The following is a 13,423-nucleotide window of genomic DNA, read 5'->3' on the forward strand; positions in this document are numbered from 1 at the left end:
TCGTCCGCGGGTTCTGTGGGGGCCACCATAAAAACGCCGAGATGTTTAACCGGTCGCCGATCCAACGGAGACCATGTCGCTCACCCTCGTCGGCACGAGACTCGCCGAGACTGACACCAGTTTCGTCTATCGAGGGGAGGCGCCAGCCTGTGCCGACTGTCCATATCGGAAGCAATGTCTCAATCTGGAGAAAGGGGTCAGATACACGGTGACCGACGTTCGCGACGGGGGCCAGGAACTCGAGTGTGCCGTTCACGACGGCGGCGTACTGGCGGTCGAGGTCGAGCGGGTGCCGTTCGAGGCGAACGTCCCCGCCAAGGGCGCGTTCTCGGGCAGCAAGATCACACTCGCCGGTCCGTGCCCACACACCGAGTGTCCGAGCCACGCCCTCTGTGAACCCATGGGCGCCGACTTCGATCGGGAATATCGGATCGAGAAGACACTCGGCGACCCGCCACACGATTACTGTGCCCTGGACAGGGAGCTCGAACGGGTCGAACTCGGCCCGCCCGAGCGACGCTAGTTCGCGGAGATGGTCCCGAGTTTCTCGCCGCGATAGCCGAAGATGTCCTCGTAGCCGTACGCGGAGAGCAACACCGGGTAGAACGGGGTCGGGTCGCTGATCCGGACGCCGTCCGCCGAGGCGAACGGTTCGTCCGCCTCGACGCGCGAGAAGTTCTCGGCGAACACCTCGTACGCGGCCGCCTCGGGTTTCTCGATGGGTTCGCCCATCTGGTACAACGGAAGCTCCTTCGAAGTGGTCTCCCCGGGGAGCACTCGCGTCGCGGTCAGGAACTCGCGCACGAGGCGGTAGGCGTTCTCCGCCGCCGCATCGCTCTTCTGGAGACCGGCCTCGACCTCGATGATGTCGGCGTCGGCCTCGAAGACTCGCCCCTCGTTCGGTGACCCCGTGTCCACCAGTGCCCGCACTGACAGTTTCGGCGCGATGGCCCGAACGTGCTCTTTGATCCCCGCAGAGATAGCGAAGGGGTAGGGGTAGGACTGCGTCGAGTGGATCGAGAGTGCGGTCGTCCCTCGAAGTTCGGTCGCGAGTTGGTCAGCGAGGCCACGTTCGAGGGCATCCTCCGGAACGTCGTCGTCGAAGGCCCGATTGAGGTCCGCGTCGACGTATCGCACGTCCCGCTCCAGGGCCTCGTCGTTCGCGATGATGAGTTTCACGGGCTTCCGTACCGGCGGGTCGTCCTCGATGAGGCGTTCGATAGCCGTCGCCCCACAGGGCTCGTCGCCGTGGATGGATCCGACCACCGCGACGTCCGGTTGCCCGGCACCCAGCTGTGCCACACGCATTGTGAAAGAGCACGCCCCTGACGCACTAATCCCTTGGGTTACGGGAGTCGTTCGGCGTACTCGTAATCGACCGAACGGGCCGCGAGCACTCCTCCATCGAGACGGATCACCCACTCGTCTACCTGGGCCGGATCGTCGAGTGCGGCTTCGAGGAGGTCTCTGACGCCCTCGACGTCGACGCCGTAGAAATCCTCGGGAACCCCCTCCAGGTACTGCACCGCCGTCGTGAACAGCATCCGCATCCCCTCGTCGTCCTCGAAGTCGAAGTGCTTGTACGCCCCTGCCGCGACCTGCACCATCCCGTGGAGGAACGCGCTCTCGGTCTTCCCCGACCCGTAGTTGAACCACTCGTCTTCGAAGCAGTCGTGGGAGTCGTGATATGCGCCCTCGTTGAACAGCCGAATCCCGTGCTCCACCGCCCGGCGGAGCGTGGCGTGCTCCCAGACCTCGGCGCCGGGGTGCCACCCGGTGGGCGCTCGTCCCGCGGGTGGCGGCGCGACGGAGGCATCGCGCGTATGATCGTCCATATAGTAGGCTACGGGACGGACCGGGTTGTCGGTTGGTTTCCCATCGAGACTCGCTCGTATCGGGCCGAGTCCGCAAACCTAAAGCGGACCAGGCGCAGACACCTCATTGCGTGCGAGGGTAGCAAAGCCAGGAAAACGCGGCGGACTCAAGATCCGCTCCCGTAGGGGTCCAGGGGTTCAAATCCCCTCCCTCGCATGAAATCGCGCGGCCTGCGCGACGAATGCAGGGGGGATTTGAACGCTGTCGGACGTAGTCCGACTGAAGTTCAAATCCCCTCCCTCGCATCGCCCGGCGCGAGCACACCGCGAGCGCCGTGATGCGGAAGTCCACGGGACGGACTTCCCTCGCAAAACGCTTCTGCAGATGAACCGTATCGAGAAGCATCCGCTCCCGGAGGGTTCCCGCGAGCACTGCGAGCGGGTGCTCGAAAGACGCGAAGCGTCGTGAGATTGGTACCCCCTCCCCCACCCGACACGATGTGTGATCGAGGTCGTCGTGCGGGCCGAGAAAACGCGATACCAGAGGAGGTCGCTCGGTCGAATCCGGCGAACCGGAATCACTCCCATCGCGCGCGGACGCCGTGCTCCAGGAGGACCGCCACGTCCTCGAGCGCGACGCTGTCGCTGACGACGTACGGGATCCACCCCTCGACGAACGAGTTCGGCGCGAGACTGGTCGAGCCGTACTCGCGGTAATAGCCCGGCTCCTCCTGGAGTTCGACCCAGTACTCCTCCCGGTCCGGGTCGGGTGGATCGCCGACGAACTCGAACAGGGGCGGTTCGGTCGTGAACATGAGATCCTGAGACTCTAGCTGGTTGCCCGCCGCCAGCACGTCGATATCACGGTGGTCCGGTACCCGGATGTCGTCGTTACCGGACTCGTTCTCGACGACGATCGTCAGTACGAGCCAGCGGGCGTCGTCGATACCGGGCCGTATCGCTCGTTCGTCGTAGGCCTCCTGACCGCCATACGATTCGGTGCTCGCCTGGATCTCGTCTTCCAGCGAGGCTCCCATGGTGACGGTCAGCCCGTCGTAGAACGAAATCGATTCGTCCAGCGCTGCCAGGGGCGGCTCGACCGTGAGTTCCCATTCGTCGAGGATGTCCATGAACTGGTCCAGATCAGTGACGGCGAATACCACGTCGCCGGTGGACGGCGGGACGATATCGAAGGTCTTTGTCTCCGATCCTCCGGCGGAGATACTCCACTGTGCGTTGGTTCCCGGGGCCGACGTCCATCCCGGATCGGCCTCCGTATCCCACCAGATTTCGGTGCGTGTCTCGATCGGTTCGCTCCCGGCCTCCATCGTGACGGCTACCGAATAGTCGGCACCGTACTCCAGTGCAGTCGTCGATGGCTCGACAACGACGGACGGCCCGTCCGAAGCGTCCCCGTCCGTCTGTGAAGTCGTCTCCCCATCCGCCCAGGTCGTTGCGGTTTCTGTCGGACTGTCCGTTCGTTCCGCCGAGCTACAGCCGGCCAGGAACGCCAGACCGACGGTTGCACTCGTAGTGATGATCGTTCTTCGCTTCATATATGACAGTACCTCAAGATGAATAGTGGAATGAGCGGGTGATTCTCGGAACCGAAGAACCTGCGGTAACCATTCGATAATGAGTGAGATCAATGTGGTAGATGGAGACGGTACCCTCGTCGTGGCGGTGACCGACACTGCTGTCGGCACCGTGCACGCCGAATCCACGCACGACGATGTCCTGCCCGCGTCACACGTTGCAGGTTCCGACGTGCGTATATCCTTCTGTTACAGAGTCACACACAGATAATGGTCGAGGTCAGCGTCATCGGCTGCGGTCACCTGGGAAGTGCAGTGATAAAGGGACTGGCGAGGGCCGGGTCGCACACGATTACGGCGTGCGACCTGGACGAGGCGGCCCTCGCCGAAGTGGAACCGTACGTGAACCGGACCACGAAACGCGTCGGCGCGGCTTCGGACGCATCGGTCGTAATTCTCGCCGTCCGCCCCCAGACGGTATCGCCCGTCCTGGAGGCCCTCGACATGGACAGAGAGCAGACGTTGCTCTCGTTCGCCGCGGCGGTGCCAACAGACTTCATCGGAGAGCAGGTCGATGCCACCGTCGTCCGCGGAATGCCGAACCTGGCGGTGGAATACGGCTCGATGGCCACCGCCGTGACCGCGGAAGGAGATGACGACGTACAGACCATCCTCGACGACCTCGGGAAGTACGTCGTGGTCGACGAATCGCTCATGGACATCTCGACCGCGCTGAACGGGAGTGGTCCGGCGTTCGCGTTCTACCTGATGAAGGTGCTCGCGGAAGCCGGCGTGAAGAGTGGATTCGAGAAAGCGGACGCCGCACTGCTCGCCGCCCAGACGTTCAAGGGGGCCGCCGAGATAGCGATGGCGTCCGAGAAGAGTCTCGACGAACTCGTCGACGCGGTCACGTCGGAGGGTGGGACGACGATCGAAGGGATGGAAGTCCTGTGGAACAGCGACGTCGACGAGGTCCTGGAGCGGACGGTCCAGGCCGCCGAAGAACGCTCCATGGAGATCACCGATGACTTCGCCGACGACTGAGGTCGTCGATCGATCGAGCATCGAGTCGACGCGGCGACTCGCCGCCGACGCCCAGCGAGTGGTGGTAAAAGCCGGAACGAACTCGCTCACCGACGCGGACTCCAACCTGGACGAGGAGAAACTCGCGAAGCTGGTCGACGACATCGACGACCTCCTCGACCGGGGGACGGAGGTACTCCTCGTCTCCTCCGGCGCGATCGGGGCCGGAAAGGGGGACGTCGACGTCCCGAACGAGACGATCGAGAACCTGCAGGCGGCATCGACGGTCGGACAGAGCCACCTGATGCGCCGGTACACCGAGCAGTTCGAACGCCACGACCGGAAGGTCGCACAGATCCTGCTCACCCAGGAGGACCTGGCGGACCCCGAGCGGTTCACGAACTTCCACAACACGGTCGAGACGCTCCTGGAGTGGGGTGTCGTCCCCATCATCAACGAGAACGACGCCATCGCCATCGCCGAGATCAAGATCGGCGACAACGACATGCTCTCCGCGTCGGTCGCGATCGGCGTCGAGGCGGATCTGCTGGTGACCCTCACCGACGTCGGCGGGGTCTACACCACCAATCCGAAGACCGATTCGGACGCCGAACGGATCGAGGCCGTCGGGCGGAACTACGACGAGGTCCACCGACTCGTCGAGTCGAGTGCGAACGGCGAGTTCGGCGGGATCCGAACGAAGGTCGAGGGCGCCCGGGAGGTCACCGAGCACGGGATCCCGGCTGTCATCGCCCGATCGACCGCCGATGACGTCCTCGATCGGATCGCCGACGGCGAGCCAGTTGGAACCATCTTCGTTCCAGTCGACGGAGACAGCCATGACTGACACCGACACCATCACGAAGGCGAGAACTGCACAGAGGGCCGCACTCGATCTGGCGCAGACCACCGACGAGGCCCGGCGGAACGCACTCCACGCGATCGCCGACGCGCTCGATGACAACCGGACTCGGATCCTCGAAGCCAACGAGAAAGACGTCGAGGAGGCCGAGGCGATGCGCCAGCGTGGCGAGTACAGCCAGGCGCTCGTCGACCGGTTGAAACTGGACGACGAGAAGATCGATACCATCGCCGAGATGGTCCGAAGCGTGGCGGCACAGGACGACCCGCTCGGTGAAACCCTCGAGGCCCGCCGACTCGACGACGGGCTCGAACTCTACAGGGTGAGCGTCCCCATCGGCGTCATCGCCACCGTCTTCGAATCTCGTCCGGACGCACTCGTGCAGATCGCCGCGCTGAGTCTGAAATCCGGTAACGCGGTCATCCTGAAGGGCGGCAGTGAAGCACTCCACTCCAACCGGGTGCTCTACGACGTCGTGCGCGAAGCGACAGCCGACCTCGTCGATGGCTGGGCACATCTCGTGGAAGCCCACGAGGCGGTCGACGAGGTCCTCGACATGGACGAGGAGATCGACCTCCTCATGCCCCGGGGAAGCACCGAGTTCGTTCGCCACATCCAGGACAACACCAAGATTCCGGTCCTCGGTCACACCGAAGGAGTCTGTCACGTCTACGTGGACGAGGCGGCGGACGTCGAGATGGCGACCGACATCGCCTACGACGCCAAGGTGCAGTACCCGGCCGTCTGTAACGCCGCGGAGACCCTCCTGGTGCACGAGGACGTCGCCGCGGAGTTCCTCCCGGCCATCGCCGACCGCTACGAGGACGCCGGCGTCGAGATCCGGGGTGACGAGCGGACGCGGTCGACTGTGGACGCCATCGAGGCCACGGAGACGGACTGGGAGACGGAGTACGGGGACCTTATCATCTCCATCAGAGTCGTCGACTCGCTGACGGAGGCGATGGACCACGTGAACACGTTCGGCTCGAAGCACACCGAATCCATCGTCACCGAGGACGCCGACCACGCGGACGTCTTCATGCGAGGGGTCGACGCCGCGAGCGTATTCCACAACGCCTCGACCAGATTCGCCGACGGGTTCCGGTACGGTCTCGGCGCTGAGGTCGGGATCAGTACCGGGAAGATCCACGCCCGCGGACCGGTCGGCCTCGACGGACTCACGACCTACAAGTACTACCTCGAGGGAGACGGACAGCGGGTCGCGACCTACTCGGGCGCCGACGCGGCCCCGTTCAGTCACGAACCGTTCGACGGCGACTGGAACCACGGTCGACTGGCCGACGAGTAGAGACGATGGCCCGGTGCGGGTCGCTTCGTGCCCGGTGGCACAGCAGGCCCCGATTCGACACGATGAGCCATTCGTAGACCGAATCGCGAGCACGGAACAGGTGTCCGGTCGATCCTGAGAACACAACGAACGGCGTGATGTGGAAGTCCAACTGGACGGACTGTCCCGCTTTTGCTTCTCTGAGGCACGAGTGATGCTGTCGAGTAGCCGTTACCCTGCGTCGGTACCTGCATGTCGAACTGGTACACACCTCGTCGACATATCCCGACTTCGTGACAACATGTTTTCATGTTGGGCTCGGGCGTACGTCTACATCCCACAGGCGGGGAGTCCCTCGCTGGGGGAGCATTCAACGATGACAGAGCAAGGCGAAGACGCGGATAGTGGAATCGACCGTCGGTCGGTACTGAAAACGGCAGCACTCGTCTCCGGAATGGGGCTCATCGGCGTGCCCACTGTCGGTGCGACTGGCGGAGCGCCGTGTTTCAAAGACTTCTCGTGCGATGAAGACGCCACCTACGTCAAGTTCGAGTTCGTCGAGGAGGACGGAGACTGCTATTTCGAAGAGGAGACGGATACCGGCCTCATCGAGATCACGAACTGGGAGAGCAAAGAGGGCGAAGACTGCGAACCGATATCCGTCGAATGGGAGACGGCGGATCCCTACTTCGTGTCCAAGGTGATGGCCTTCGGCGGGATGGACTGCGATGAAGTCGTCGATCCAGGCTATTCGTACGACGCGGAGGGCGGTCTGGAAAACGGCGGTGGCAACACCGCAGCTATCAGCAATCTGCAGTTCTGTGTGAAAGAACCACAGGACATTCTCGGCACGATCAACCTGTCCTACGAGGACTTGCCCAAGTCCGATTCGGACTGGGACGTCAACGACTGGGTCGTCGACCTGCTGGGCGAGTACGAGGCGGTCGGGTTCGACGAGAACGACGATCCGCTCGTCACGGAGTTCACGTTCGATATCGTTCCGCAGGCGCGTGGCGCTGGCGACGACCACGAGTGGCACATGCTGTTCCCGGGCGACGTCCTGTGTAGGGATGGTTCGTACGAACTCGTCGTGAAAGACGAGGGCGGCAGTACAATCGAAGGGAAGAGTGCCTCGGGATCCTTCTCCGGAGGGTCGGATCTCGACGTCACCGTGTTCCCGAACACCGAGGAGGTGTTCGCCGACCTGGAGAACGCCGAAGTCCCCGGTCAATTCGATGGCTGTACGAAACCGAACGAGTGGGCGACGCTCACGGTCGACTTCGACGAGCCGTGTGCCATCGAGATTCCCGACGAAGTTAGCGAACTCGGCTTCCACGGTGACGGCCTGTTCTTCGACCCCTGGTTGGAGAACCTCGCGAAGCCCGTGGAGGTCCACAAGGGCGACATCCGACTCGTGGTCGTGCCCGACGACTGGTACTGGCCACTCGGCGCCGTGAAGATCTGGGACGCGTACGATGGCGTTTCGGAAGGCGGTGACGGTTATCCGAGTTACGACGAGTCCGACTGGTATCTCGTGGAGAACATCGTCGACGAGAACCTCGTCGCGACCTGCGACTTCGACCCCGAGGATCTCGGAGCGTAGACGAACCGGCGTCCCGATCGGCGAGCTTCTTTTTTCCGGTTGGTGTGACGAGTAGGACACGCGATGCGGCCAGATTTGTTGTCGATTGAAGCCCACCGGGACAGCCTCCGACCACCCACCACCGGAGTTCCTATCAACCAGCGCCCACTCACTCGACACGATGAGGAGGACCGCAGACCGGGTCGCGACCGCTGAACGAGCCGCACGGGCGGGCGCGAGCGTCGCGAACGAGTTCTTCCGCACGGGCATCGACGTGGAGACGAAGGCGGGAAAGACCGACGTCGTCACCCAGGCCGACCGAGATGCACAGGACCGCGTCATCGATGTCATCCGCGAGATGTTCCCCGGCGAACCGGTCGTCGGCGAAGAGGGCGACGAACTGAAATCCGTCCCCGAGTCGGGGCCGGCCTGGATCGTCGACCCGATAGACGGCACGGCGAACTACGTGCGCGGGATCCAGACGTGGGGAACGTCCGTCGCCACAGTGCTGGACGGGGAGACCATCGCCGCCGCGAACGTTTTCCCGGCGCTCGATGACGTCTACGTCGCCGACGAGCGCGAAACGCGACTCAACGATGATCCGGTTCGAGTGAGTACGCGGCGTGACCCGGAGACGTTCACGGTCGTCCCGACGACGTGGTGGCCGAGAGACCGGCGGGCCGAATACGGCGCTGCCTTCAGAGGAATCGTCGAGACGTTCGGGGACGCCCGTCGGTATGGTTGCTCACAGGCGAGTCTCTCGATGGTCGCGAGCGGACAGGTGGAGGGCGTCATCTCGAACCAGCGGACGAATCCCTGGGACACCGTCGCCGGCGTCCACATGATCCGGCTGGCCGGTGGGCGGGTCACGAACCTCGAGGGAGAGCGCTGGCGGCCGACCGACAGCGGTCTCGTCGCCTCGAACGACCGTGCTCACGAGACGGTGCTGGCTGCCGCCCGCGAGGTGGCCCAGCGTTCGACCGGCGACTGAGCCGACACAACAGTATTGGTCCCGGGGGACGGTGGTCGGGGTATGAGCCTCGATGACACCGACCGTGCCATCCTCCGGGAGCTCCAGCGGAACGCCAGGACGCCGTACAGCGAAATCGCCCGACGCATCGACATGTCCAGTGCCACCGTCCACGACCGGGTGAAGCGGCTGGAAGAGGAAGGCGTGATCCGCGGCTATCACGCGGACGTCGATCCGGCGGCGGTCGGCCTCGACGTCGAGGCGGTCGTCGGCTTCCGCATCGAACAGGGTCGATCCGCCGAGACGCTCGCCCGACTCGAGGAACTCGAGGAGGTCCAGGAGATCCTGTTGACCACCGGCGAGTGGGACGCGCTGGTCCAACTCGTCACGCCGGACACGGAGGGACTCCGCGAACTGATGTTCGACAGGGTACCGAATATCGACGGTATCGTGCGGTCGCAGACGATGGTCGTCCTCGGCCACGAATACGACGCCACGGAACTACCGCTGTGAACGGACGGCGCCCACCCCGCGGTGCTATCGTTGGAAACCGGTACCCTCAAATCGCCGGTCCGATGCAAACAACACGAAGATAATGTTCCCCGAAACGTCAACGGAGCGAGCCTGGACCGCGGCGGTGGTCGTCATCGTCGTCGGCCTCGTCGGCGGGTCGCTCCTGTTCCCGGACCTCGTCTACGGCAGCTTCATCTGGCAGTACTTCTGGGGACCGGTCTACGCCGACGCCTTCAACGCCGCCTGTGCGGCCTGGAACGGTGGTTCGCCACAGCTGTACGCCTCGAGTTCGGCCTGCGAGGCAGCCGGCGGTCCGACCGCCTATCCCGGATACACGCTCGTCTCCGAGGTGGGCTACGCCCTCACCCTCATCTTCTCGCTCGTCGGCGTCGTCTTCCTCCTCCGCCGCCTGGAACTCGGTGAGAAGATCTCGTTCATCTACCCGCTCATCCCGTTCATGCTGTTCGGTGGCGCACTCCGGGTCGTCGAGGACGCGATGGACGCCGTCCCCGAGGGGGTCGAGCCAGCCATCCAATACCCGTGGAACACGCTCCTCATCAGTCCGCTCATCTACTTTACCGTCTTCTTCATCACGGTCGGCGCCCTCCTCCTGAGCGTCTGGGCCCATCGACGGGGCCTGACGGAAACGCTCGAGTGGCCGCTGGCTGGGCTCGGCACGGCGTTGCTGGTCGGGTCGCTCGGCTACCTCGTCTTCCTGTCCGTGAGTACCACCTACGTGTACTTCCACCCGATATTCACCGTCCTCACGATGGGCGGGGCCTTCGCCATCGCCATCGGGTTGTGGATACCGATCCGGCGGAGGCTCCCGTGGATGGCGTCCGGAACGCCGCTACTCGGTGGCGTCATCCTGTGGGCCCACTCCGTCGACGGCGTCTCCAACGTCCTCGCTCTCGATTGGGGACAGGAGCTCGGACTACCCAACGACCTGGTTCCCAAGCATCCGGTCAATCGGGGGATCATCGATATCGCCGAATCCGTCCTCCCGGAATCGGTAGCGTCCGTCATCGGCACGGCCTGGCCGTTCCTGCTGGTGAAAATCGTCGCCGCACTGGTCGTCATCGCGCTCTTCGACGAGGAGATGTTCGAGGAGGACCCACGGTTCACCGTGCTGTTGCTCATCGCGGTCATCGCCGTCGGCCTCGGCCCCGGAACCCGCGACATGCTCCGGGCGACGTTCGGAATCTAGGGGTACGGGTGGAACGGACGGTCGAGTCTCGGTTCGTACCCGAGTTCTCGCGGAACCGTCCTGGCCCGCTCCCCGAAGAAGGGCGTCGAGACGAACAGCGGCTGTGAGCCCGGGACCAGAACGCGGACGGCGTCGAAGCCGATCTCCGCTACGTCACGCGGCGTAAGCGTCGCCACGTAGGTGTCCAGATCGACCGCTGCGATACGGTCGAGGAGGGCGTCGAGTTCGGCCTCGCCGGACAGCGACTCCTCGCTCCCGACCGAGGCGATATCGAGGGTTCCGGTGACGTCGGTGAACGACCTGACCTCCCGGGGGAAGTCCGCATACCGGCCGATAGCCCCCTCGGCGTCGGTTGCCTGGTCCCGCCCCATGTTTCGCAGTTCCATCCAGTTCTGGAGGGCCTCCGCGAGCGCCGCGCTGGCGGCCGTCGCGCCGTCCAGATTCGCCGCCGACCCGACCGCGAACGACGGCCAGTCTTCGCGTTGCACGACGACGGTGACGACGGGAACGTCCACGTCCTGGGTCATCAACAGCGAGGTGACCGACAGGTCTTCGGCACGCGCTCGCCGTTCGAGTGTCGCGAATCGCTCGTCGTCGACGGTGAGTCCGAGCGGTTCGAACGTCGAGTACCATCCGAGCATCGTCGCGTCGCGTTCGACGGTCTCGTACAGCCCCGAGAGGACCGCGTCGGTCCAGTCGTTGCCGAGGCCCAGTCCCGTCGTGATGGCGGTGGTGTACACCTCCTCCGGCGGCGGGAAGTGAACGAACTCCGCCGGTAACAGGACGGACTCGTCCGCGACGAGGTCGATCCCGTCGACCCAGGGCAGTTCGTCGGCCGGGGCGGGGTCAGTCGCGTCGTCGGGGCGAACGAACCGCTCTGGCGAGACGCCGTCGACGTCCGCGAGGGCCCCCGTCACGAAGTCAGATTCCCGATAGACCGCCGCGCTGTACCGTTCGAGTGCCTCGCCGAGTGCCTTCATGAAGGCCCGATTCCACTCCGAATCGACGCCAGCGGCGCGGTCCGGTGCCGAAGCGTCCGAGAATCGCGTGGTATCGGCGAGGGTGGCGAGGTAGTACGGGGCGGGGAACGAATCGTGTTCCCCGATCCGAGAGACGATGCCGATCCGGTCGTCGATCGCTCGCTCCGCACGGGTGGCCGATTCCTCGAGCGACCGCGAGAGGACCGAGCGGTCGATGGCCGGTTCCTCGTCCGGGGCACACCGACAGTGCGGGACGGGCAGGAGTTCGCGGCGGGCGTACGGGACCTCGATGACCGTTCCGGCGACGTCCGCTCCCGACATCGCCTGGACGGCGAGTTGCCCCGCGTACGCGCCGGCGACCCGGACACCGCTCCGGTCGGCCGTGGGATTCCCGGTCGGGTCGACACCGCCGGAGTGCACCCGGTGGTGGAGACACTCGAAACAACCGCCGGTGGGGTCGAACGCCGACACGGTCGCGTCGACGTCGGCCACGGGGACGCCGCCGATACCACCGATCTCGACGCCGATCCATGGAATCGCCGACTCGAGAGCGAGGTCGTTCGCCCGTCGGAACCCCTCACTGCCCGCGAGTCCGACGACCACGGCCAGTTCGACCGAGGAGACGACGTCCACACCCCCGGTGAGGACATCAACATCGACGTCCGCGAGGCTGGCCTCGACCACGTCGACCGCCGGCCCATCGCCAACGAGACCGACCGTCACGGCCTGGCCTCCAGATAGGTTCGCATAGCCGGAATAGTGCACAGGGAAAGGTTAAGTTCAGGGGTTCTCGGAGAGGTGGTCGACGGCGGTCTCGACGATCGTTGCAGGGTCGTCGGCTGCGTCGAGACCGCCGGCGAGACGGAGGCGGAGTCTGGGGCGACCGACGTCGATAGGGACCTTCTCGGTGTCGATGAGGCCGACGTCCTCGAGGCGCGTCTTGGTCCGCGAGAACGTCGCCTTGCTCGCGATGCCCACGTCCTCGCCCCACTTGCTGATGTCGTACAGGAGCACGCCGTTTTTCGCCGCGACAAGCAGACTGATCGTCACCTCGTCGAGGTCGCCGTCCTCGCCCCGTACCGTCTCGAGCGTGTCGAGTGTCGCCTGGAAATCCTCGCGTACCTCGACACCGATAGCCTCCTCGAGCGTCTCGAGTACCCGCGAGATGGCCGGGGTTCGCACCGAGAACGACCCCGCGTTTTCCCACGCCGCCTCGGTAGCTTCGACGGTCGTGGCGACGAACTCGGCATCGGTCGTCGAGAGGCCACCCACCACATCGCCGGCTTCGATCAGCGAGACGGCCCTGTCCTCGGAGAGGATGGTGGAACCGAACGCCGACGACGAGAGCGTTCGGACCGACAGCACCTCTGCAGCGACGAGGTCTGCGACCGTACTCGCGACGAGGAAGTCGGCGACGCTCCCCTTCAGCATCTCTACCTCGCCGAGGATTCGAATCGCTGGCAGGTCCGCCTCGACGGCGACGGCCGCCTCCGTGAGCCGTTCGAACACGTGTGGAGAGGGGTTGACGACGTAGAGGTAATCGGGGTCGTCGGCGAGTACCGCATCGAGGATGTCGGCGACCGCGGTACCCAGAAACGTGGAGGTCATGCGTACATAGGTGTTACCTGAATAGACACTTAATTTTATCG

Annotated in this window: 13 protein-coding genes and 1 tRNA gene; 9 read left to right on the plus strand and 5 right to left on the minus strand. The window is 64.6% G+C overall.

Annotated elements, in window-relative coordinates:
* Positions 1-73: 73 nt before the first annotated feature.
* Entirely contained in the window at positions 74-523 is a 450-nt protein-coding gene (locus tag HSRCO_RS10710) for a UPF0179 family protein (RefSeq protein WP_259517638.1), read from the plus strand.
* On the opposite strand, the gene HSRCO_RS10715 is transcribed toward HSRCO_RS10710, so the two are convergent.
* Both HSRCO_RS10715 and HSRCO_RS10720 read right to left on the minus strand, forming a co-directional pair.
* Complete coding sequence (locus HSRCO_RS10715; RefSeq protein WP_259517639.1) at positions 520-1,308, minus strand: succinylglutamate desuccinylase/aspartoacylase family protein; 789 nt, start codon at positions 1,306-1,308, stop codon at positions 520-522. The two genes, HSRCO_RS10710 and HSRCO_RS10715, sit on opposite strands and share 4 nt — an antisense overlap.
* A gap of 38 nt (positions 1,309-1,346) precedes the next feature.
* Positions 1,347-1,835: a DUF309 domain-containing protein gene (locus HSRCO_RS10720; protein WP_259517640.1), complete on the minus strand. Its 489-nt coding sequence runs from the start codon at positions 1,833-1,835 to the stop codon at positions 1,347-1,349.
* 112 nt (positions 1,836-1,947) lie between these two features.
* Here HSRCO_RS10720 and HSRCO_RS10725 point away from each other — a divergent pair.
* Positions 1,948-2,031 (plus strand) — tRNA-Leu (locus HSRCO_RS10725).
* A gap of 361 nt (positions 2,032-2,392) precedes the next feature.
* Here HSRCO_RS10725 and HSRCO_RS10730 read toward each other — a convergent pair.
* Positions 2,393-3,370, minus strand: a complete 978-nt coding sequence (locus HSRCO_RS10730; protein WP_259517641.1) for a hypothetical protein — start codon at positions 3,368-3,370, stop codon at positions 2,393-2,395.
* A gap of 249 nt (positions 3,371-3,619) precedes the next feature.
* Here HSRCO_RS10730 and proC point away from each other — a divergent pair, with 249 nt between their 5' ends.
* The 7 genes from proC to HSRCO_RS10765 all read left to right on the plus strand — a co-directional run bounded on the left by proC (position 3,620) and on the right by HSRCO_RS10765 (position 10,794).
* Complete coding sequence (proC, locus tag HSRCO_RS10735) at positions 3,620-4,393, plus strand: pyrroline-5-carboxylate reductase (RefSeq protein ID WP_259517642.1); 774 nt, start codon at positions 3,620-3,622, stop codon at positions 4,391-4,393.
* Positions 4,374-5,219 carry a glutamate 5-kinase gene (gene proB, locus HSRCO_RS10740; RefSeq protein ID WP_259517643.1) on the plus strand — a complete coding sequence of 282 codons (846 nt, stop codon included), beginning with the start codon at positions 4,374-4,376 and terminating at the stop codon, positions 5,217-5,219. Before proC ends, proB begins: the two co-directional genes overlap by 20 nt.
* Positions 5,212-6,543 (plus strand): glutamate-5-semialdehyde dehydrogenase, encoded by a 1,332-nt coding sequence (locus HSRCO_RS10745; RefSeq protein WP_259517644.1) that lies wholly within the window; start codon positions 5,212-5,214, stop codon positions 6,541-6,543. The genes proB and HSRCO_RS10745 overlap by 8 nt, the downstream gene beginning before the upstream one ends.
* 355 nt (positions 6,544-6,898) lie before the next feature.
* Complete coding sequence (locus tag HSRCO_RS10750; RefSeq protein ID WP_259517645.1) at positions 6,899-8,125, plus strand: hypothetical protein; 1,227 nt, start codon at positions 6,899-6,901, stop codon at positions 8,123-8,125.
* A gap of 160 nt (positions 8,126-8,285) precedes the next feature.
* Positions 8,286-9,095 carry an inositol monophosphatase gene (locus HSRCO_RS10755; RefSeq protein ID WP_259517646.1) on the plus strand — a complete coding sequence of 270 codons (810 nt, stop codon included), beginning with the start codon at positions 8,286-8,288 and terminating at the stop codon, positions 9,093-9,095.
* Between the two features lie 42 nt (positions 9,096-9,137).
* Entirely contained in the window at positions 9,138-9,587 is a 450-nt protein-coding gene (locus HSRCO_RS10760; protein ID WP_259517647.1) for an Lrp/AsnC family transcriptional regulator, read from the plus strand.
* 82 nt (positions 9,588-9,669) lie between these two features.
* Positions 9,670-10,794 (plus strand): DUF63 family protein, encoded by a 1,125-nt coding sequence (locus tag HSRCO_RS10765; RefSeq protein ID WP_259517648.1) that lies wholly within the window; start codon positions 9,670-9,672, stop codon positions 10,792-10,794.
* Here HSRCO_RS10765 and HSRCO_RS10770 read toward each other — a convergent pair.
* Both HSRCO_RS10770 and tbsP read right to left on the minus strand, forming a co-directional pair.
* Entirely contained in the window at positions 10,791-12,497 is a 1,707-nt protein-coding gene (locus HSRCO_RS10770) for a YcaO-like family protein (RefSeq protein ID WP_259517649.1), read from the minus strand. The two genes, HSRCO_RS10765 and HSRCO_RS10770, sit on opposite strands and share 4 nt — an antisense overlap.
* A 57-nt stretch (positions 12,498-12,554) precedes the next feature.
* A complete protein-coding gene (gene tbsP / locus HSRCO_RS10775; protein WP_259517650.1) occupies positions 12,555-13,382 on the minus strand; it encodes a transcriptional regulator TbsP in 828 nt (275 codons plus the stop codon).
* Between the last annotated feature and the right edge of the window lie 41 nt (positions 13,383-13,423).

The organism is Halanaeroarchaeum sp. HSR-CO (genome assembly GCF_024972755.1).
GTDB lineage: Archaea > Halobacteriota > Halobacteria > Halobacteriales > Halobacteriaceae > Halanaeroarchaeum.